The 20,334-nt window shown below is 69.5% G+C and carries 16 protein-coding genes; 7 read left to right on the top strand and 9 right to left on the bottom strand.

Translation table 11 applies throughout. From position 1 onward, the window contains the following. Window positions 1-9: 9 nt before the first annotated feature. Together CSX12_RS18345 and CSX12_RS18340 are read left to right on the top strand one after the other, a co-directional pair. A complete protein-coding gene (locus CSX12_RS18345; RefSeq protein WP_017203844.1) occupies window positions 10-345 on the top strand; it encodes a hypothetical protein in 336 nt (111 codons plus the stop codon). A 1-nt stretch (window position 346) separates the two neighbouring features. Then, a complete protein-coding gene (locus CSX12_RS18340) occupies window positions 347-877 on the top strand; it encodes a GrpB family protein (protein WP_124896756.1) in 531 nt (176 codons plus the stop codon). A gap of 80 nt (window positions 878-957) precedes the next feature. Here CSX12_RS18340 and trxA read toward each other — a convergent pair whose 3' ends face one another. The 4 genes from trxA to CSX12_RS18320 form a co-directional block, all read right to left on the bottom strand. After that, window positions 958-1,281, bottom strand: a complete 324-nt coding sequence (gene trxA / locus CSX12_RS18335; protein ID WP_017203843.1) for a thioredoxin — start codon at window positions 1,279-1,281, stop codon at window positions 958-960. A gap of 69 nt (window positions 1,282-1,350) precedes the next feature. Next, window positions 1,351-2,325, bottom strand: coding sequence for a thioredoxin-disulfide reductase (gene trxB / locus CSX12_RS18330; RefSeq protein WP_017203842.1), 975 nt, complete (start codon window positions 2,323-2,325; stop codon window positions 1,351-1,353). Between the two features lie 130 nt (window positions 2,326-2,455). Next, window positions 2,456-4,072 (bottom strand): murein biosynthesis integral membrane protein MurJ, encoded by a 1,617-nt coding sequence (gene murJ, locus CSX12_RS18325; RefSeq protein WP_124896755.1) that lies wholly within the window; start codon window positions 4,070-4,072, stop codon window positions 2,456-2,458. Beyond that, window positions 4,065-6,236 carry a DUF6049 family protein gene (locus CSX12_RS18320; protein WP_124896754.1) on the bottom strand — a complete coding sequence of 724 codons (2,172 nt, stop codon included), beginning with the start codon at window positions 6,234-6,236 and terminating at the stop codon, window positions 4,065-4,067. The genes murJ and CSX12_RS18320 overlap by 8 nt, the downstream gene beginning before the upstream one ends. Before the next feature lie 97 nt (window positions 6,237-6,333). Between CSX12_RS18320 and CSX12_RS18315 the strand changes: the two genes are divergently transcribed. From CSX12_RS18315 to CSX12_RS18305, 3 genes are all read left to right on the top strand, one after another. Then, window positions 6,334-7,854 (top strand): methyltransferase, encoded by a 1,521-nt coding sequence (locus CSX12_RS18315; protein ID WP_124896753.1) that lies wholly within the window; start codon window positions 6,334-6,336, stop codon window positions 7,852-7,854. Between the two features lie 28 nt (window positions 7,855-7,882). Beyond that, complete coding sequence (locus CSX12_RS18310; RefSeq protein WP_017203838.1) at window positions 7,883-8,941, top strand: LLM class flavin-dependent oxidoreductase; 1,059 nt, start codon at window positions 7,883-7,885, stop codon at window positions 8,939-8,941. A gap of 97 nt (window positions 8,942-9,038) precedes the next feature. Beyond that, the gene (locus tag CSX12_RS18305; protein ID WP_124896752.1) at window positions 9,039-9,689 is read left to right on the top strand and encodes a dihydrofolate reductase family protein; all 651 of its coding nucleotides are present in this window, start codon (window positions 9,039-9,041) and stop codon (window positions 9,687-9,689) included. 3 nt (window positions 9,690-9,692) lie between these two features. Here CSX12_RS18305 and CSX12_RS18300 read toward each other — a convergent pair whose 3' ends face one another. Both CSX12_RS18300 and CSX12_RS18295 read right to left on the bottom strand, forming a co-directional pair. Next, a complete protein-coding gene (locus tag CSX12_RS18300) occupies window positions 9,693-12,020 on the bottom strand; it encodes a DUF5979 domain-containing protein (RefSeq protein ID WP_124896751.1) in 2,328 nt (775 codons plus the stop codon). A 471-nt stretch (window positions 12,021-12,491) separates the two neighbouring features. Next, on the bottom strand, window positions 12,492-14,264 hold the full coding sequence (locus CSX12_RS18295; protein WP_124896750.1) for an alkaline phosphatase family protein: 1,773 nt from the start codon (window positions 14,262-14,264) through the stop codon (window positions 12,492-12,494). A gap of 94 nt (window positions 14,265-14,358) precedes the next feature. Between CSX12_RS18295 and CSX12_RS18290 the strand changes: the two genes are divergently transcribed. Beyond that, window positions 14,359-15,189, top strand: coding sequence for a PrsW family glutamic-type intramembrane protease (locus tag CSX12_RS18290; RefSeq protein WP_124896749.1), 831 nt, complete (start codon window positions 14,359-14,361; stop codon window positions 15,187-15,189). A 236-nt stretch (window positions 15,190-15,425) separates the two neighbouring features. Here the strand turns inward: CSX12_RS18290 and CSX12_RS18285 are convergent, their stop codons facing one another. Continuing rightward, complete coding sequence (locus tag CSX12_RS18285) at window positions 15,426-17,999, bottom strand: fibronectin type III domain-containing protein (protein WP_124896748.1); 2,574 nt, start codon at window positions 17,997-17,999, stop codon at window positions 15,426-15,428. Between the two features lie 146 nt (window positions 18,000-18,145). Here CSX12_RS18285 and CSX12_RS18280 point away from each other — a divergent pair, with 146 nt between their 5' ends. After that, entirely contained in the window at window positions 18,146-19,573 is a 1,428-nt protein-coding gene (locus CSX12_RS18280; RefSeq protein ID WP_124896747.1) for a CCA tRNA nucleotidyltransferase, read from the top strand. Between the two features lie 10 nt (window positions 19,574-19,583). Here CSX12_RS18280 and CSX12_RS18275 read toward each other — a convergent pair whose 3' ends face one another. Both CSX12_RS18275 and CSX12_RS18565 read right to left on the bottom strand, forming a co-directional pair. Further along, window positions 19,584-19,976: a PIN domain-containing protein gene (locus tag CSX12_RS18275; protein WP_164479606.1), complete on the bottom strand. Its 393-nt coding sequence runs from the start codon at window positions 19,974-19,976 to the stop codon at window positions 19,584-19,586. Then, a complete protein-coding gene (locus CSX12_RS18565) occupies window positions 19,963-20,310 on the bottom strand; it encodes a hypothetical protein (protein WP_017203831.1) in 348 nt (115 codons plus the stop codon). Before CSX12_RS18565 ends, CSX12_RS18275 begins: the two co-directional genes overlap by 14 nt. Window positions 20,311-20,334 lie beyond the last annotated feature (24 nt).

The following is a 20,334-nucleotide window of genomic DNA, read 5'->3' as shown; positions in this document are numbered from 1 at the left end:
GCTGGATGCATGAGCGAGTCCGTCGAACGTCGCGCGAGCCTGGAAGTGCTGCGCGCCGAAGCAGCCGACGAACTCGCTGTGCTCATTCAGGAGCGGCTCCTCGGCGGGGAAGATCCCTGGGAGTTCATGGAGGAGCTGCCGAGCGTCGACGAGCTGGTGGTCTACCTGCTGCGCGCCGACAACATCAACGCGAATGACGGGGTGCGACCCAATGCTGCCCGCCACTACCGCGTGCTCCGCCAGATCGCACTGGAGTATCCGGAGCTGACGTCGGCGGTGTGGGGACTCCTGGACGAGAAGCAGCGCCACCGCCGGTGGGACCCGACCGTCGCAGACGCCTCCTGAGATGACCGTCGCGCTGGTTCCCTACGACCCGGCGTGGCCATCCCTCTTCCGGCAGACGGTCGTGGAGCTGCGTGCTCACGGCAACCCGGGATGGGTGATCGAGCACATCGGCTCGACCGCGATCCGGGGGATGAGCGCGAAGCCGGTGATCGACGTCGCCGTCCGCATCGCGGATGACTCTGACTTCGTTGCGCACCGCGCGGGGCTGGAGGCTGCGGGGTGGCGGATCGGCAGCGCCGTCCGCGCCCACCGGGTGATGATCTTCGTCGAGGACGGAGAGCGGACGCGCATCGCGCACTTCTTCGAAACCGCGTCCTGGGACCGGGTGAACCAGCGGATCCTGCGCGATTGGCTGCGGACGCACCCCGAGGATGCCGAGCTGTACGAGCGCGCGAAGCACGCCGCAGCCATGGCTGCTCAGCGAGGGACGGCGTCGTACAACGACGGGAAGACGGTGACGATCCAGGTGATCATCGACCGGGCTCGTGCGGAGCGCGGACTGCCCCCGGTCCCGGTCTCCGACAAGCGCTGACCGGGCGACGCCGTACGACGGCTGCGGACACAGGAAGGGCCGCACCTCCGAGGAGGTACGGCCCTTCGAGTCTGTGGGGATCAGCCGATGAACGCGGCCAGGTCCTTCTCCAGCGCGAACTTCGGCTTCGCGCCGATGATGGTCGTCTTGACCTCACCACCGCTGAAGACCTTCATCGCCGGGATCGACGTGATCTGGTACTTCATCGCCAGCTCCGGGTTCTCGTCCACGTTGAGCTTGAGGATGGTGATCTTGTCGGGGTTGTCGGCCTGGATCTCATCCAGCACCGGCGCGACCATGCGACACGGACCGCACCACTCGGCCCAGAAGTCCACCAGCACGGGACCGTCGGCCTGCAGAACGTCCTGCTCCCAGGTCGCCTGGCTCGTAGCCTTTGCACTCATCAGAGTTTCTCCTTGTTCGAGGTTCGCCTGCTACAACAACGGGCGAGGGGAAAGTGTTCCCGGCCCTGATCAGGCCGTGATGATCTCGGCGGCTTCCGCGGCGGGCACCTCGACGGACGCATCCTCGAGGTCAGCGAGGAAGTGCTCCGCGTCGAGAGCGGCGACCGTACCGGAGCCGGCAGCCGTGATGGCCTGACGGTAGGTGGGGTCGATGACGTCGCCCGCGGCGAACACACCGGGAACGGAGGTGCGCGAGGAGCGACCGTCGACCCAGATGGTGCCCTCCGGCGTGAGCTCGAGCTTGTCGTGCACGAGGTGGGTCCGCGGGTCGTTGCCGATCGCGATGAACAGCCCGTCGAGGGGAAGGTCGCGCAGGGTGCCGTCGACCGTGGAGCGCAGCTGCACGCCCTTCACCGCGTCGCCACCGAGCACCTCGGCGACCTCGCTGTTCCACACGAACTCGATCTTCTCGTTCGCGAAGGCGCGCTCCTGCATGATCTTGGAGGCTCGCAGGGAGTCCTTGCGGTGGATGACGTAGACCTTGTCGGCGAAGCGGGTGAGGAACGTGGCCTCCTCCATCGCGGAGTCACCGCCGCCGACCACCGCGATCGTCTTCTCGCGGAAGAAGAAGCCGTCGCAGGTCGCGCACCAGGACACGCCGTAGCCGGAGAGACGCTCTTCGCCCTCGATGTTCAGCTTGCGGTAAGCGGATCCGGTCGCGTAGATCAGCGTCTGCGTCTCGTGCACCGTCCCGGAACCGAGCGTGACGGTCTTGACGGGGCCGGCAAGGTCGAGCTCGGTGACGTCGTCGTAGACGACCTCGGTGCCGAACCGCTCGGCCTGCTCCTGGAACTTCGCCATCAGTTCAGGACCCTGGATGCCTTCGGGGAAGCCGGGGTAGTTCTCGACCTCGGTGGTGTTCATCAGCTCGCCGCCGACCTCGACCGAGCTCGCGATGAGCAGCGGCTTGAGGTTCGCTCGGGCCGCATAGATGGCAGCCGTGAATCCGGCGGGGCCGGAGCCGATGATGATGACCTGACGCATGTGCTCTCCGTCTTAGAAACTGCAGTCGAATGACCTTCGAGTGGTTCAACCCATGGTAACCGCGGGGCATTCCCCGGACAGTCTGCGCCGCGGTGCTGGGAGAACGCTCCGCCCGGAGCCGACCTCCGGCTCAGCGACCGGGGAGGAAGCGGCGCACCAGCCCGCTGGCGGCCTTGAGCTCGGGCGCGCGCAGCACAGCCAGGATCGCGACGTACACGGCCACGACGACGAGCCCGATGATCGCGGTGCCGAGTGCGCCCTGGATCTTGTCGTCCATCGTCCACCCGTCGGTGCCGCCCAGCAGGGCGAACACCCCCCAGCCGGCGAGACCGGCGGGGATCCCGGCGACGGCGAAGCGTGCGATGGCGGACATCCAGGAGCGGATGCGCAGGCCACCGAGCTTGCGGTGCAGCAGCCAGGTGGCCACGACGGTCTGCAGGATGCTCGCGATCGACTGCCCGAGGGCGACCGCCGCGGCGAGGGAGGTGAGGGGGATGATCCCGGCTTCCCGGAGACCGAGCGCGGCGAGGGCCGTGACCACGATGAGCACGCACTGGAAGATCGTGAACCAGAACGGGGTGCGGGTGTCGTCGTACGCGTAGAAGGTGCGCTGCACGATGAACAGGATCGTCAGGGGGATCAGACCGAAGAGGTAGGCGATCAGCACCAGCGCGGCCGCCTGGGCGTCGTCGGCGGAGTCGGTGAAGACCCGTGACGCGGGGATGGCCGCCGCGGCGACGGCGGCGGTGGCGGCCACGATGAAGAAGAGCAGCGTCCGGATGCTCTGCGCGATGTCGGCGCGCACCTCATCATCGCGGCCGGCGGCGGCATGCCCGCTGATCTGCGTGAAGTACGGGGTGCCGATCGAGAGCACGATCACCGAATACGGGAGCATGAAGATCAGCCAGGCGTTGGCGGTGACTGTGGCCGATGCACCGAGACCGGCCACCTCGCTGACGATGTACCCCTGGAGGATCCCCGCGGACAGGCTCGCGAAGGCCATGAGGAACGTCCAGCCGGCGAGACGGCCGACATTGCCGAGGCCCACGCCGCGCCAGTGGAAGTCGGGCTTCAGCGCGAGGCCCGTGCGACGCCAGAAGACGAGCAGGACGACCGCCTGGAGGGCGATTCCGAGCGTTGCGGTGGCGCCGAGCAGGGTGATCATCTCCGGCGTCCAGGCTGCCGCCTTCGTGGGCACCGGACCGAAGAGGGCGCCGAGAGCGAGGAACCCCGCGATCGACACGATGTTGTTGACGACGGGCGCCCAGGTGAACGGTCCGAATATCTTGCGTGCGTTCAGCGCCTCGCCGAGCATCGCGTAGAGGCCGTACAGGAGGATCTGGGGCAGGCACCAGTAGGCGAGCGCCGTGGCGAGGGCGAGGGTGGCCTCGTTCGCCTTGCCGGCCACCAGGTGCACGAGCCACGGGGCTGCGGCGGTGGCGATGCCCGCCACCACGACCAGGACGACGGTTCCGAGGGTGAACAGCTTGGAGATGAAGGCGTTGCCCCCGTCCGCGTCCGCCGTCGCCTTGACGATCTGGGGGACGATGACGGCCGTCAGGATGCCGACCGAGATGAGCGAGAAGACGCTGTTCGGCAGCTGATTCGCATACGTGAACGCGTCTGCTGCTTCGGAGGCCACGGAGCCGAGGACGCCGACGAGCACGATGCTGCGGAGCAGCCCGGTGACGCGGGAGACGAGAGTGCCGGCGCCGATGATGGCGCTCGCGCGCCCGAGGCTACTCACGCGGTGCTCCGGGTTCGTCGAGCATGGCCTGCGTCTCCTCCAGCGATTCGATCTGCGCCTCGACGGCCGCCTCCTCAGCGGATTCGCGTCGCTTCCGTCGGACCGTGCGGATGACGCCGAGAGCGATCAACAGGACCGTGAGACCGCCGAAGATCACGAGTCCGATGGCCTCCCACTCCGCGCGCACGGCGACCCTGACCGACTGATCGCCCTGGATGAGGACGCCGGTGGGACTGTAGAGATTGAGCCGGAGGGTGACCTCGCCGCTGCCGACGCGGGCCGACACCGGCACCTTCACGCGGGTCGTCGAGTTCGCCTGCACCTCGGTCTCGATCATGGGCTTGACCTCGAGGCGGGGGTCGGTCGGCGAGGCGAAGAGCTGCACCGTCACCGGCCACGGCAGGTCGTTGCGCACGGCGATCGGGAGGTCGGCGTTGGCCGTGAGGAGCTGGATCGTGCTCGATGGCGGGATGCTGACAGCCGCGAGAGTGCCCTGCGTCCGCGCCTGGTGCTCGGCCACGTCCTCGGCGAACGCGCTTTCCGAGGTGCCGACGGCGAGTGTGCGCATGATCCGGATCCGCTCCGGGCTCAGCAGCACCTGAGGGTCGCTGAGGATGGAGGAGAAGGCCGTGAGGGCTCCCTCGTCGGCGAGCAGACTCGTCACGGCGGCGGCGCGAGCGGGGTCGGGCGCATCCGTGAGAGTAGCCGCGGCGGCAGGCGTCGCACGGAGGGCGGCGAGTTCGAATCCGATCGAGTCCGCCGTGGAGATCGCGTCACGCAGCGCGTCGGACGACCGATTCTCGTCTCGATCCAGCCCGATGAGCAGGGGAGCACCCGGAGCGCGGCCCTGCGCGAGCTGGAGGAGAGCGGTCGCTTCGGCGAGCAGCCGCTGCCGCTTCACGGCATCCGCGGTGCCGGCCACCTGGGACAGCGCCTGCGAGATCGCGGCATCCGTCACCAGCAGATCCTGGCCGTCCACGGTCGCGTGCGCGACGCTCTGCCCGCCGACGGCCGTCGACGAGACGATCGTGGTGGTCCCGTTCCCGAGATAGCCGGCGAAGGCACGCAGATCGCCTTGCGTGAGGCTGTCGTCCGGCCAGAGGATCCGCGGGAGGGCCCCCTCGACGGCGGTGAGCTCCGCGTCGGTCGGCAGCACGGGTGCGTCCGTGGGCTGCGGGGTCGGCACGGATGCCGCCCCGGGAGTCGCCGTCGGAGTGGGGGTGGCTGTGGCCGCATCGCGCGGGAAGTTCACGGGGTCGAGGTACGGAGCCAGAGTCGTCGGCTGCAGCAGCTCGGGCAGCCCCGCCTGCGCCTGGGCGGCGGCATCCGCGTCGGCGAACTGGAGAGCGAATCGCGTGTTCGGAAGCTCGTCGAGCCGTGTGAGCCATTCGCGGGCCGTCTCCGGAGCCGACGTGCCGAGCACCCGGATCGCGGCGGGGATCGCCGGGTCGAGGGCGATCACGGCCGTGGTCCCTGCGACGCCGTCGAGTTGTGCCGTCAGATCGCCGTCCGGGGCGGTGAGCGTCGAGAGCTCCTCGGCGGTCAGCAGCGCACCGTCGGCGGGGGTGGCGGTCACGGGGACGAGGACCCCGATCTGCGTGGTCTCGGAGGCGGCCACCACGAGCACGCTGGTCGCGGTCGTCTCGACTCGGACCCGCGAATCCTCGCCGAGCCGTGCGCCGGTCAGCTCCGCACGGAGCGGGTACACCCCCGGGGGGAGGTCGCCGATGGTGCTCTCCGGAACGAAGATCGTGCTGGTCGCGTCAGCGCCGGCGTTCACGGCAGGAGTCTGGTCGCTGCCGATCGAGACGAAGTCGCCGGCGGCCTCGCCGTCATCGAGCCACGTCGACACGGCTGCGTCATCGGTCAACGGAGTCCTGTTGAGCTCGACGTCCACCTGACCGGCCGAGAGCCGCGATTCGCTGTCGTTCTCGACCGTGACCATCGCGGTGGCCGACGATCCCGGCGCGATGAGACCCCGCAGCCCGGCGGAGACATGCAGCGCGACGCTCTGCTCATCGCTCGACGGAGTCGGATCGGCGGCACTCGCCGACGCCGGTGCCACGACAGCGAGGCCGCCGACGGCGATCGCGAGAACAGCGGTCCTGGCGGCGAGCCGTCGTAGGCGCGCACGGAGGCCGTGTTCGGGGGTGGTCGCGGTCATGGAGGTCTTCCTCGAACGCCCGGGAAAGGGCTGATCGTGAGTACTGACCTTGCGATTCTAGGAGGCTCGGGGAAGGAGAACCCTGAAGACGCGTAGAGTGACGGCCGTGTCCGACACCCCCGCACCCTTCCCTGACCCGCTCCTGACCGCCGCGCTCGCCGCGGATCTGGACAGCGCCGATCTCCGTTCGGAGCCTCTTCGGCGACTGTGGGGGGAAGAAGCGGACGATGCCCTCGCCCGCGGCATGCGGGAGCCGATCCTGCGTGCGATCGCGGACGACCGCGGGGTGCTCGCGACACTCGGACGACTGCTGGTGCTGGGAATGGCTCAGCCGACGCGTGCGGTGGCCGACGCGCTGCCCCGCCTGGGCGTGGACGGCCTCGTCGCCCTCGGGCTCGCGACGCGTAAGGGCGACGACGTGATCCCGACCGCGCTCCTGCGCCCCCAGTCGTTCGTCGACGCGGACGGCGTCGGGGAGTGGTGGATCGCCAGCGACCTCGACGAGGTGGCTCTCGACGGCCCGCTGCCCGCCGATCACGTGCTCGGCGTGGGGGGCGCGTCACGGACTCTGGCCGAGACGGTCGTGCCCGTGCAGGTCGACCGCGCGCTCGACCTGGGCACGGGGTGCGGCATCCAGGCGCTTCTCGTATCCCGCAGAGCCCGATCGGTCGTCGCGACGGACATCTCCGCTCGCGCTCTGGCGTTCGCCGAGCTCAACGCCCGCCTCAACGGGGTGACGAACATCGAGTTCCGGCTCGGGAGCATGTTCGAGCCGGTGGCGGGGGAGGCGTTCGACCTGATCGTCTCCAATCCCCCCTTCGTGATCACCCCGCGCGTGGATGGGGTCCCGGCGTACGAGTACCGCGACGGCGGCCTGGTGGGTGACGCGCTGGTGGAGCAGTTCGTGCGGACCGCCCCGCGGTTCCTGACGCCGAACGGCATCGCGCAGCTGCTCGGCAACTGGGAGTCGAAGGCGGGCGTCACCGGTCTCGTCCGGCTCGAGGCCTGGGTACCGACGGACCTCGACCTCTGGGTCATCCAGCGAGAGGAGCTCTCCCCGCTGGCATACGCGGAACTGTGGATCCGTGACGGAGGAACGACACCGCGCGACTCCGCTTTCACCCCGCTGCTCACCGCGTGGCTCGACGACTTCGCAGCGCGAGGGGTGACGGCGATCGGGTTCGGCTACGTGCTGCTCCGGCGGCCCGCCGCGGGCGACGACGCAGAACCTCTCCGGCGCACCGAGCGGATCGCCCAGCCCGTGTCGAACGTCGGAGCCGCCCTGGGCGCCGGACTGGCGGCCCACGACGCGCTGGCGCACGGAGTCCCTACGACGCTGGTGACGGCGCCGGATGTCACCGAGGCGCGGCACTTCCTGCCCGGCAACGACGATCCGAGCGTCATCGAGCTGCGGCAGGGCGGGGGATTCGCCCGCACCGTCAACGTGGATCCCGCGCTCGCCGGATTCGTCGGCGCCTGCGACGGAGAGCTGACCGTGATGCAGATCGCCGCTGCTCTGGCAGACCTGTTCGAGGTGCCCCTCGACGAGCTGTGGGCCGAACTGGAGCCGCGCATCCGCTCGCTCGTCCGCGACGGTCTGCTCGTGCCGGGGGAATAGAAGCGCCTTCCATGCGTTCGAATACATCATGAAGGCTTTCGGATTCCTCTCCTTCGGGCACTACGCGGATGTGCCCGGTTCGGCGACCCGCACGGCGGGCGACATGCTGAAGCAGACCATCGAGATCGCCGAGGGCGCAGACGAGATCGGCGTCAACGGCGCCTCGGTGCGCGTGCACCACTGGGCGCGTCAGGCCGCGTCGCCGATGCCTCTGCTCTCCGCCATGGCGGCCCGCACGAAGCGCATCGAGGTCGGCACCGGCGTGATCGACATGCGCTACGAGAACCCTTTCCAGTTCGCGGAGGAGGCCGCCGCCCTGGACCTGATCGCCGACGGACGCATCGCGCTCGGCGTCAGCCGCGGTTCACCCGAGACGGCCCTGCGCGGCTACGAGACCTTCGGGTTCCACGACGAGGAGGACCCCGAGCGCGGCAGCGTGCTCGCTCGCGAGAAGTTCGACCTGTTCCTGCGTGCGATCGACGGCGAAGGACTCGCACCCGGCGACCCGCGCATGGTGGGCGCCGGCCGGTACCTGGCGATCGAGCCGCAGTCGCCCACACTCCGCGATCACATCTGGTGGGGATCGGGATCCCGCGCGACCGCGGAGGAGACCGGACGCAAGGGCCTCAACATGATGAGCTCGACCCTCGTGACCGAAGCGACGGGTCAGCCGTTCCACGAGCTGCAGCGCGAGCAGATCGACCTCTTCCGCGCGGCGTACAAGGAGGCCGGCCACACCGGCACCCCGCGTGTCTCGGTGAGCCGCAGCGTCTTCCCCCTGGTGTCCGACATGGACCGCGCGTACTTCGGCCTCCGCAGCGAGGAGAACGCCGACCAGGTCGGCATCATCGACGGATTCCGCTCCACGTTCGGCAAGACCTACGCCGCGGAGCCCGACGTGCTGATCGAGCAGCTCCGCCAGGACGAGGCCGTGATGGCCGCAGACACCCTGATGCTCACGATCCCGAACCAGCTCGGACCGGACTACAACCTGCACGTGCTGGAGTCGTTCGCGAAGCACGTCGCTCCCGCGCTCGGCTGGAAGCCGAACACGGAGGGCCCGGTCCAGGGGTACCCGATCGCCTGAGAGCGAACCGTCTCTTGACACGGGGCGGGCGAGCACGGACGCTGGGGGACGGCGCGTCGAACGGACGCGGCGTCCCCCTTCTCCTCCGGAGGCCCCGATGACCCGTGTCCGCGTCGATCTCAACATCTCGCTCGACGGCTTCGCCACGACGACCGACCAGACGCCGGAGAACCCCTTCGGCGAGGATTGGGGTCGCCTGACCGCCGCCTACACCGCCACGCGCACCTTCCAGGAGCGCGTGTTCCACGACACGAGCGGAGCCGGGACCACGGGCGTCGACGAGAAATACGCCGCACAGTACTTCGAGAACATCGGGGCGGAGATCATGGGGGCCGGGATGTTCGGTCTCCACGCGAATCCGGACGACCCCGACTGGCGCGGCTGGTGGGGCGAGGAGCCCCCCTTCCACGCCCCGGTCTTCGTGCTGACGCACGCTCCGCGTCCGTCGATCGAGTTCGACAACGGCACCAGCTTCCACTTCCTCTCGGCATCCCCGGAGGAGGCGCTGCAGAAGGCCGTCGAGGCCGCGGACGGACGCGACGTGCGCGTCGGCGGGGGCGCGACGACCGTGCGCGAGTTCCTGCGCGCCGGTCTGATCGACGACCTGCACGTCGGGATCACCCCGATCCTGACCGGCAGCGGCATCCGGCTGTGGGACGACCTCCGCGGACTGGAGTCCGGTCACCGCGTGACCTCCGAGGTCGCGGAGTCCGGCGTCGTGCACGTCACGTTCTCGCGCGAGGGCTGATCCTCAGCCGCTCTCGCCGCGTCGTCGGAGGCCCCGCGCGACCAGCAGGCCGGCGGCGGCCGCGAGCAGGCCCGCTGCGGCGAGCAGCGCTGTCGGGCCGGAGAGGCCTGTGGCGGCGAGGTCACCCGCCCCCGGATCAGCCGTGGGGGCGGGAGCCGGGGTGCTCGGGCTCGGGTTCGGGCTCGGTGTGGGGTCCGGCGTGTCCGCCGTGTAGGAGTTGTCGATCGTGACGGTCGTGTCCGTCCCCGCGGCGACCGGGAACCAGCTGTCGAACGGCTCGAGAGGAACCGCGGCGCCATCGTCGGTGCGCACGGTCGCCGAGGTCACCACGGAGGCGCCCGCTGCGGCTCCCGTCGCCGTCTCGACGACTCGGCAGCGCTGATCGTCGAGCACAGGGGCCTCGCCGGTGTCGAACGCCGCGCTTCCCCGCGGGACGGTGAACGCGTAGTCGGTGTCCGGAGTGCACTGCACCTCCAACTCGGCATCGCCGTCGCGCAGTCCGACGTCGGTCGTGGCGTTCTTGATCACGCGCAGGTGCCCCGCCGGCCGGAACACGTTCGTGAAGTCGCAGACGGCGTCCGGGTTCTGGGTCGTGAGGGTCACGTCGACGCTGGCCGCCGCGAGATCCACGTCGGCGTCGTTGGGTCCGCAGTCCACGGATTCGAGAGCCCACGAGCCCGCGGCGCTCGGTGCGGGCAGGAGTTCGACGATCCCGTACCGGGAGGCGGGGTCGACCACCAGCTCACTCGGCGCTGCGCCGTCCCACTCCACTTCCTCGAACCGATCGGCGTCGGTGGTCGTGACGGTCGCGCGATACGCCTCCCCGGCGTCGGCGGCGATGCGCTCGCCATCCCGCTGGGTGACCACGAACCCCGCGGTGCCGGGCGTGGGCGAGGTGGCCTTGCGGATCGTGATCCTGCCGCCGGGAGTGAACTCGTTCGTGACGAGGCAGTCGAACCCCTCGCCCTCGCCGATGCGGATACTGCCTGTGCGCTGCCGACCTTCCGTCGTGACCGGCACAGTGCTGCCGTTGCACTGCGCGTCCACGAGATCCCAGCTGCCCGCACCGGTGGGCGCAGGCAGGGTCTCCGTCACGGTGTAGGTGCCGGGGATCGACCCGACGGCGTCCGCGACGAGAGCCTGATCGCCGTCTCCCTCCGTGGTGACGGTGGCGGTGCGGTCGACGCCGGGGTCGGGGACATCGATCGTGAACGGGAACGTCCCCCCGCCGCCGAGCGTGAGCTTCGAGAGCGAGCCCGGCCCCGTGAGCACCCGCTCGTTCGTGAACGTGCAGGTGACGGTGTCTCCGGCGAGCAGACCGATCTGCGCCGTCTGCCCCGAGATGGACACCGGCGTCCCTCGGGCGCTGGTGCACGCCGGCGGTCCTGCGGGCTGCCAGCCGTCGCCGACCGACGCCTCCGAGACCTGCCAGGCGGGGTCGCCCGCACCGACGGCGCCGCGGACGAAGGTCTGCGACGCGGGTGCTGTCGCGGTCGGGGCGAGGAGGAAGTCGTTCACGCCATCGGCGTTCGTGTCGGCGAACGAGAGGTTGCCGTCGAAGCGGAACGTGCCCTGCCCGAGCGAGCCGGGAGCGAGCTGCTTCCGGATGACGATCGTCCCGGACTCCGGTGGCGGTGAGACGGCGTAGTAGTAGCAGAACACGTGCGACTGGTTCTTGGGGAATGAGACGAACTCCACGTTGTCTCCGTTGACGGCGTCCTGTGCGCAACGCAGGGCCGCGTAACCGTAGGTGGTCTGCTGTCCGTTCAGCGGCGCGGTCGGTGTGCCGCCCTGGACCCACAGGGTGCGACCGGAGCGGACGATGGCCGCCTGAGCGCTGTCGAGCGGCACGGTCACGGCACCGTCGATCGTGCGCCCGGTGTCGGCGCCGTTCGCGTCGAGTTCGGGCACCTCGGGACGCGTGACGATCCCCGTGCCGAACGGCTGCGTCACCGTGGACAGGTCGAGCGTCGCGGGTGACTTGCCCTGGTACGACTGCCCCAGCGTCAGGCGCCAGTCCGAGAGCGGTCGGCAGTTCGGAGACCCGGCGGCCTCATCCGCGACGGTCACGACCCCGTTCCCCGGATACGTGCTGTCGGGGCCGAGGTCCCGGAGCGACTCCATGAGGTTGTTGCGCGCCTTGTTCGCCATCACATCGGTGTACTCGTCGCACACTCGGGCGACATAGGTCACCAACAGCGGGACATCCGCGGCGGTGGGCGGCAGCACGACCGCCGCGGCGCCGCCCGGAGCGAGGACCGAACCCAGCAGGATCGTGCCCGTCAGCAGGGACGCTATCCGCCCGCGTCGTCGATCCGTCGTCTTCCTCATTCGTCGCGCCCTCCTCGCAGCTGCGCGGCAGAACACCCCCCGGTGTCGACACAGCACTGCCGACAGTACGACGCGGGCGCGACGAGACCCCCATCCAGCTCGACCCGCATTCCGGTCTTCCGATATACGTTGGCGCGATGCGGTGGGGCTACGTCTCACGCGGACGCACATTCACACCCAGGTCGCACGGATCTGCGCTTTTCCCCGCGACCGCGCGAGGATCTGCGACCGCGTGAGGAAATTGCGACTGCGTGAGGAAATTGCGACTGCGTGAGGATTTGCGACTGCGTGAGGAAACTGCGACTGCGTGAGGAAACTGCGACTGCGTGAGGAAACTGCGACGGCGTGAGGAAACTGCGACTGCGTGAGGATTTGCGACGGCGTGAGGAAACTGCGACCGCGCGAGGAAACTGCGACCGCGCGAGGAAACTGCGACGGCGTGAGGAAACTGCGACGGCGTGAGGAAACTGCCTAGCTGGCGGAAGGGGGCCCGAACAGCTCCTCACCGTGCTCGTGAAGCAGCCTGTACGCGTCGGCGAAGGTCTCCGGCTCCGGCTCCCCTGGTCTCCCGTAGCGGGCGAGGAGGAGACCGAGCAGACCGCGCGCCGGAGGAGTGAGCGGCTTGAGGTGGTCGTCCTCGTTCGGCTGCGGCGTCGTGTCCTCGGGGTTCGGCGGGGTGTAGGCGGGAGTGGTCACCGGCCAGTCCGCGGGGTGCCGCGGCTTGTCGAGGTTCACCACGTTCAGCAGGGTGTTCGCGGACTGGTCGCGGTCGTTGAGCGGCTTGAGCCCATGGAGACGGGAGAGCGTCGCGGTCACCGAACCGTGGTGCATCTCGTCGTGGATGATCGTCCCGCGCTTCGTGTACGCCGACACCGCGATCGCCGGGACGCGGCAGCCGAGCCGGTCGAAGGTGAAGCCCATCTCGCCGGCGCCCGTGTCGGGGGTGGGCTTGGTCGCGGCGGGCGGTGGCACGTGGTCGTAGCATCCGCCGTGCTCGTCGAACGTGATCAGCAGCAGGGTGTTGACGGCGTTCGAGCCCTTCGGCGAGGCGCTCGTGCGCACGGCCTCGTAGATGTCATGGATGAGCCGGTCTCCGGCGCGCACGTCGGAGATCGCGCTGTCGAACACGGGCTCGCCGTCGACCTCGCTCTCGCGCGGCTTTCCGAACGGCGGATGGAAGTCGTTGTGGTCGTAGACCATGCGCGGCTCGATGAACGCGTATGCGGGGAGGGTGCCGTTCTTCGCGTCGGCGTAGAAGTCCTCCATCGTGCCGAAGTGCTCCGTGCGCCAATACTTCTCCAGCACCGTCGCATGAAGCATCCCCGTGAAGGAGACGAGCTGGAGCTTGTCGATGTAGACCTTCCAGCTGAGCTTCTCGTCCTCGAGGCGATTGAACACCGTCGGTGCTGCGGGGGCTTCGATCCACTTGCGGTAGCCGCCGCCGGCCTGGTTCGTCACGAAACCGTGCGAGGTCGAGGCGTGGAAGAAGGACCGGTTACAGAAGGTCTGCGACGGCACTCCCGCGTACCAGTGATCGAACACCGCGAACTCGGCGGCGAGGGTCGACAGCACCGGAAGCATCTCGGGCGAGAACGAGCCCATGATGTGCCTGGCCTCGTCGACGCTCGGCTCCTTGCCCTGGCGGAGGCGCCGGAAGTTGATGATGTAGTCCTGGAGGAAGCCGGACATCGCCGCCTTCTCGCCGTGCGTCGGCGCGTTGAAGGGCGCGCTCATCTGATCGACGAACAGATCGGCGTTGGACTTGGGGTCGACCGTGCCGAAGATCTGCGTGTTGACGTGCGGATACTCCTCACCGGGGTCCGGATCGGGAAGGCTCATGATCCGGTCGGTGTCGCCGGTGTAGACATGGGCATCGACCACCGTGCCGTCCGAGGCGGTGTTGCTGTACGAACCGAAGTTCAGACCCTCGAACTTCTCGCCGTCCGGCAGGTTCTGCGACGAGTACAGATAGCCGAGGAGGTTGTCGAAGGAGCGGTTCTCGCCCATCACGACGACGAGGTGATCGAACCCCGGCTCGCTCCGCGGCGTGAGCGCGGCGAAGGGGTCCGGGTCGTCGGCGAAGCCGTTGCGACCGCTGCCGCCCGCGACGGAGGCGCCGATCGCCGCGCCTCCAGCTCCGCCGACGACGGCGCCGGCGATCGCTGCGCCGCCCACCTTGAAGAACCCGCGACGAGACGTGTCGCGGGGAGCGGATGCGGGGGTGGGGGTGTCGTCTTCGGCCACGAGGCGATCCTAAGCGCGGACATCGCCCGACCACAGGGGTCTCAGAATATTGGTGTTCCAGGAGGAGGATCGGCGCCTCTGGGAGGATCGACGGATGCAGCCCGCCATCCTCACCACGGATCCCGCCCGGCCCTGGGCCCGACCCTCGGTGGTGTTCGCCGCCTTCCTCGCGGCTCTGCTCGGCGCGGTCCTGCTCTTCAGCGGGGACAGCGGACCCGTCTTGCTCCTCTGCCTCGTGGCGGTCGCGCCCGCAGCGGTCGTGACGATGTTCGCGGCGCGGTGGCTGGCACCACGGGGGCTGCGGGCCTGGACTCCGACCCTGCTCGCGGTGGTGTGGGGCGCGGGCGGTGCCGCCCTCCTCGCGGCCTGGGGAGGCGCCTGGGTCTCCGACGTGGTGGTCTACGTCGACGACCAGAACGTGCTGCGCGAGGCGATCCCGAGCTCGTGGGTGCTGACTCCGCTCGTCGAGGAGCTCGCCAAGGGGGTGGGTGTGCTCGCCGTGCTGCTGCTCGCTCGACGCGCGGGACTCCGGGGTGTGCTGTTCGGGGCGATGGTCGGCGCGCTCGTCGGCGTCGGTTTCGGGTGGATCGAGGACGCAGCCGCGATCGCTTCGGACATCGCGACGAACGACCTCGGCTACGGCATCGGCAGCTGGATCGTGCGCACGGCGACCGCTCCGACCCATGCCGCGTTCACGATCTGGACCGGGGCGGCGTTCGGACTGGCGATGGCGATGCGCCGACGCTGGGCGCGACCGCTGATCGCGCTCGCCGGATTCGCGGTCGCCTGTGTGGCGCACGGTGCGGTCAATCACGCCAACCTCACCGGATTCCGCGTCGCGCTGCTCACGGCCTTCGGCTGGGTCGCCCTCACCGCCGCCGTGGCCGTCACCGCCCGCCTGCTCCTCACCCGCCTTCGCCCCTGACGCCCCGTCCGCCTCGCGCCCGTCCGCCTGCACAACTTCGGAGATCTGAGACGACACGCCGGCCGGAACCGGCGGTGCTGCGGTGTGTCGCGACCGATCTCCGAAGTTGTGCGTGGGGAAGCGTGGGGGGAAGAGCGTGGGGAAGAGCGGCGGGAGCGCGTGGGGAAGCGCACGGGGGGAGGGGGAGGGGCGGGGCGCCGCCGGGGGAGCCGACGGCGCCCAGGGCGTGCGAGGGACTAGTCCGCGGGAGGAGCCTCGGCGACGGCGTGCTGCCGACGGCGACGCAGGGCGAACAGGCCCAGGCCGGCGGCGAGCAGCACCACAGCCGCGATCACATACGGCATGCTGTCGGCTCCGGTCGCGGCGAGGTCTCCGTCCGAAGATCCGGTGGATGCGCCGCCGGAGCCGCCCTGACCGGGGGCGACGGCACCGCCGCCCGCCGCAGCGGTGACCGTGACCGGCGTCGTGACCTCCGTGCCGTCGGGGAGGATCACGGCCAGCGTATGCGTCCCCGCCGGGGTCTCCGCCGGAATCGCGACCGTGCGGGAGAACGTGCCGTCCGTCGCCGCGGTGACCGTGCCCAGCGACACCGGGTCGGAGCGGAGTTCGAGCTTCAGCTCGGCCCCTGGCGTGAAGCCGTCGCCCGACACCGAGAGCGTGCCGCCGGCGACGACCGTGGCGGCCCCGAGCGAAACCGTCGCGGGCGTCTCGGGTTCCGGCTCCTCGATGACCGGCGGGGTCACGCCGGCCTCGGTGACCCACTTCTCGCCGGCGTCGGACTTCGTCACGGTGAACGTGTCGTACACCGCGCCGACGGGAAGGTCGGTCGAAGCCGACGCGGTCTTCTCCGCGAGGTAGGAGCGGTACACGAGCTGATCCTTCGAGACGTCGATGACCTGGTACGTCGTGACACCCTCGCCGCGCAGCACCTGGGTGGCGCCGTTGTTGGTCCAGACGTTCTTCTCGGCGGTCTCGAGGTCGTAGTGCTTCGCGCCCGAGTTCGACACCACGTACACCGGGCCGGAGGTGAGACCGGGGGTCTCCGTCGCATCCGTGTTCACGTATCCGCGGGCGTAGGTGTGGTCGTGGCCCATGAGCACGAGGTCGATGTCGTTGCGCTGGAAGACGGGCAGCCACTCGGCGCGGAGTACCGGCTCATCGCGGCCGGCCGAGGCCGAGAACACCGGCTGGTGGAACGTGACGACGTTCCACTTGGACGGACTGTTCTGCAGCAGCAGATCGAGCCAGGCGGCCTGGAAGCGTGTCCAGAGGACGGCGATCTGACTCGACGGGCACTCCTCGCCCGTGCACGAGGGAAGCCCCGCCGGAGTGAGGAAGGTCGTGTCGCGGGTCGCGTTCAGCGTGATGAAGCGCACGCCCTGGTAGTCGGTGTAGTACGCCGTCTCGGCGGCGAACGAGCTCCAGTGGTCGAAGAACGCGCGGTACTGCTGCGCGACCTCCGAGTCGCCCTTGGCGAGGTCGGCCAGCTCGCCGATCGTGCTCGTCGACGGGTTGTTGTGCGGGTACTCGAACGCGGCCTTCCAGGCCGTGAGCAGCTTGTCGCCGGAGTACTCGTGGTTGCCGGGGGCGGCCATCACGTTGGTGCGGACGGCCGAGTCCTTCATGCCCTTGAACCAGTTGACCCACTCGTTCTCGTTGCTCGACGTGTTGATCAGGTCGCCCGCGTGCACGGAGCCGATGGAGCGCGGGGCGTTGGCTTCAGCCTGCTTGACGACGCTCGGCCACGTGGTGTCGAGTCCGATCTGGGCGTCGCCGTAGTAGATGAACTGGAAGTCGGTCGCGTTCGGGTCTGCGGTGCGGAACGTGAACCAGTCGCTCCAGCTGCCGGGCAGACCGACCCGGTACCGGTACTCGGTGGCGGGGGTGAGGGCGGTCACCGTGGCGGAGAAGTGCTTGTTGAGGTTGCCGTTGACGACGCCGGCGTCATAGGCGTCGATCGTGCGGGTCTCCCCGCCGGCCGCGGGCGCGATCTCGACCTGGCCGACGGTGTGCGAGGCATCGCCGGCGAGCCACGAGAAGGACTGCGAGACGGTGGGCTGCTCGGTCGGGGTGAGGATCACCCGGGTGGGCGGGGCGACGACCGGGCTGCCGGGCTCGGATGCCTTGACCAGGGTGAGCGACGACATGTCGAAGTAGATGTCTGAGCTGGTCGCGCGGTCCTGGAACAGCGACACCGCGATCGTGTTCGTGCCGTCGCGCAGCAGGTCGCCCTCGGCGCTGAACGTGCTGGTGAGCGGGTCGCCGTTGGAGTCACCGGCGTACTCGACGTTGGCGGTGTCGGTGATGCGTCCGTCGACGTAACGGGCGACCTCTTCGCCGTTGATCCAGACGATGAGCGCGTCGTCGTAGGTGACGGTGCTCTGCAGCGCAGCGACCTGCTCGGCGACGCCCGCCTCCAGCTCGAAGGTCGTGCGGAAGAAGTAGGTCGGGACCGTCGGGGCCGCCGTCCCGTCGAGGTAGTGGTTCAGGAGGGTCTTCGGCGTCTGAGGGCCGACCGGGGCGAGCTTCCCGCCCTTCGCGCCGAACGATCCCGGGGCGGTCTTCCACGCGCTGTCGTCGTAGGCGGGGAGGGTCCAGTCGCGCAGAGCCGCCGGTGCGGGCGACGGGTCGGATCCGTCGTCGAGGTAGTGCCACGCGGTGTCGCCGGTGATCAGAGAGCCGGTCGGCACGTCGGGGTCGGGGGCGGCGAGGGCCGCGGGGGCGACGACGGCGCCGCCGAGCACGGCGAGGAGCGCGACGGATGTCAGTCCGCGACGCCGCCACCGCACCGCAGGGGAGGGGGAGGTCATGTCAGTCCTTCGGGGTGGGTTCTCGTGCGGAGCCGCACGGGCGCATCCAGCCCATCGAAGCCGGATGACGAGGACCTGACCCCGAGGCGAAGGCCGGGTGAACTCCTCGACGGGAGGGGAGTGAGGGCGCGGGTACGCTGGAAACCATGCTCAATATGGCTGACGGCCTCGCTCGTCTCGGTGCGCTCGCCGAGAATCCGGTCGTCCGCACTCTCGCGGCGGCGTTCGAGCAGGCGGGCTTCGATCTGGCTGTCGTGGGCGGGCCGGTGCGGGATGCGCTGCTCGGGCGCGACACGCACGACCTCGACTTCACCACGAACGCCTCGCCCGACGACATCCTGCGCATCGTCACCCCGGTCTCGACGGCGCAGTGGGACATCGGCCGCGCGTTCGGCACGATCGGCGCGCGCGTGCAGCGGGAGCAGGTCGAGATCACCACGTACCGCGCCGACAGCTACGACGGCGTGACCCGCAAGCCGACCGTCGAGTTCGGCGACACGATCGACGGCGACCTCGTCCGCCGCGACTTCACGGTCAACTCCATGGCCCTGCAGGTTCCCGCGGTGAAGCTCGTCGACCCGACCGGCGGGGTCGAAGACCTCATCGCCGGCGTGTTGCGCACCCCCGCCGATCCCCGGGTCTCGTTCGGCGACGACCCGCTGCGGATGCTGCGGGCGGCGCGTTTCAGCGCCCAGCTCGGCTTCCGCGTCGAGGAGGCGACGGCCGAGGCGATCGCCGAGCTCCGCGAGACCCTGAAGATCGTGAGTCCCGAGCGCATCCAGTCCGAGCTCGTGCGCCTCATGCAGACGGACGACCCCGTGCGCGGCATCCGGGTGCTGGTCGACACCGGCCTGATCGACGAGTTCCTGCCCGAGATCACCGAGCTGCGCCTCGAAGTCGACGAGCACCACCACCACAAGGATGTGTACGAGCACTCCCTCACCGTCCTCAGCCAGGCGATCGAGCTCGAGCACTCCCGGCACCCCGGGGCCGCGCCCGACGTTCCGCTGCGCATCGCCGCGCTGCTGCACGACATCGGCAAACCCCGCACCCGGAAGCTGGAAGCGGGCGGCGTCGTGACGTTCCACCACCACGACGTGGTCGGTGCGCGTATGGCCCGCAAGCGCCTGCAGGCCCTGCGCTTCGACACCGAGACGACGAACGCGGTCGCCACGCTCATCGAGCTGCACCTGCGCTTCTTCGGATACGCGGAAGGGGCGTGGACGGATGCCGCGGTGCGCCGCTACGTCCGCGACGCCGGTGACCTCCTGGAGCGGCTGCACATCCTCACCCGCGCGGATGTGACGACGCGGAACAAGCGCAAGGCCGGCCGACTGGCCGCCGCCTACGACGACATCGAATCGCGCATCGCGGCTCTGCGGGAGCAGGAGGAGCTCGACTCGATCCGTCCCGAGCTCGACGGCAACCGTATCCAGCAGGTGCTCGGCATCAGCCCGGGCCGCGAGGTCGGCGAGGCCTACAAGTTCTTGCTCGACCTGCGCCTCGACGAGGGCGTGCTCGGTGAGGATGTGGCCGAGCAGCGCCTGCGTGAGTGGTGGGCCGCGCGCGGCTGAATTCGTCGGATCAGCGCCATTCCGGCGTGACGATCTCCACCTCTTCCGCCACGAGCTCGAAGTCTTTTGCGTTGAAGGTGAGGAGCTTCGCTCCCAGCGCTCGAGCATGCCCGGCCAGCATGATGTCTGTGCTCCGCGCGTGGGCTGGGCGTTGCTTCACGACGCTCGCGGCGAGGTGCGCGTAGGACTCCGCCGCGGCCGTGTCGAACGGCAGCCAGGCGGAGGAGAAGATGCTGCGGAGCTGAGCGACGTCGCCCTGACGCATCCGGCGCGTGTCGGCGTCGGTCGCACGTTCGATGCCGAAGCACAGCTCGGCGTAGGAAAGCGCGCTGACGACGACCCGGTCCTCGGGAAGGCGCACCTGCCTGATGCGGATCAGGACATTCGTGTCAAGCAGGAGCATCGTCTTCCCAGGGGTCTCGGATGCTCTCGTCGCACAGAGGGTCTCGTCGCTCGGCCCGCCGCTCGATCGCCCACTCCTCGCGGATTCTCTCCTCTTCGGATGTCTCCGGGTTCGCCTCGACCCATGCCACGACATCGCTTGCGGGAAGTGACCACCGGTGGACTCGCGCCACCTGTTCCGCGAGCACGGCTTCCAATGCGCTCGGAGCCTCCTGGGCTACGCGCGTGAGGAGATCGCGCACCTCGGCCTCCATCGAACGAGAGTTGCGTCGCGCGCGCTCCTTCAGTGCGACGACGATATCGTCACTGAGATTCCGGATGGTCACAGTTGCCATGGCGTCCTCCTGATAGCAGAACGC

Origin of the sequence: Microbacterium sp. Y-01 (assembly GCF_003856715.1) — a bacterium.
Lineage (GTDB): Bacteria > Actinomycetota > Actinomycetes > Actinomycetales > Microbacteriaceae > Microbacterium > Microbacterium algeriense.
This window is presented reverse-complemented; position numbering and strand designations above follow the sequence as displayed.

What these genes read in the sequence shown, in the direction of transcription:
- CSX12_RS18565 (WP_017203831.1), bottom strand. Translation starts at nt 20,310, where the DNA reads ATGGCAACTGTGACCATCCGGAATCTCAGTGACGATATCGTCGTCGCA.
- trxA (WP_017203843.1), bottom strand. Translation starts at nt 1,281, where the DNA reads ATGAGTGCAAAGGCTACGAGCCAGGCGACCTGGGAGCAGGACGTTCTG.
- CSX12_RS18275 (WP_164479606.1), bottom strand. Translation starts at nt 19,976, where the DNA reads ATGCTCCTGCTTGACACGAATGTCCTGATCCGCATCAGGCAGGTGCGC.
- trxB (WP_017203842.1), bottom strand. Translation starts at nt 2,325, where the DNA reads ATGCGTCAGGTCATCATCATCGGCTCCGGCCCCGCCGGATTCACGGCT.
- CSX12_RS18320 (WP_124896754.1), bottom strand. Translation starts at nt 6,236, where the DNA reads ATGACCGCGACCACCCCCGAACACGGCCTCCGTGCGCGCCTACGACGG.
- CSX12_RS18340 (WP_124896756.1), top strand. Translation starts at nt 347, where the DNA reads ATGACCGTCGCGCTGGTTCCCTACGACCCGGCGTGGCCATCCCTCTTC.
- CSX12_RS18285 (WP_124896748.1), bottom strand. Translation starts at nt 17,999, where the DNA reads ATGACCTCCCCCTCCCCTGCGGTGCGGTGGCGGCGTCGCGGACTGACA.
- CSX12_RS18280 (WP_124896747.1), top strand. Translation starts at nt 18,146, where the DNA reads ATGCTCAATATGGCTGACGGCCTCGCTCGTCTCGGTGCGCTCGCCGAG.
- CSX12_RS18290 (WP_124896749.1), top strand. Translation starts at nt 14,359, where the DNA reads ATGCAGCCCGCCATCCTCACCACGGATCCCGCCCGGCCCTGGGCCCGA.
- CSX12_RS18300 (WP_124896751.1), bottom strand. Translation starts at nt 12,020, where the DNA reads ATGAGGAAGACGACGGATCGACGACGCGGGCGGATAGCGTCCCTGCTG.
- CSX12_RS18310 (WP_017203838.1), top strand. Translation starts at nt 7,883, where the DNA reads ATGAAGGCTTTCGGATTCCTCTCCTTCGGGCACTACGCGGATGTGCCC.
- CSX12_RS18345 (WP_017203844.1), top strand. Translation starts at nt 10, where the DNA reads ATGAGCGAGTCCGTCGAACGTCGCGCGAGCCTGGAAGTGCTGCGCGCC.
- CSX12_RS18305 (WP_124896752.1), top strand. Translation starts at nt 9,039, where the DNA reads ATGACCCGTGTCCGCGTCGATCTCAACATCTCGCTCGACGGCTTCGCC.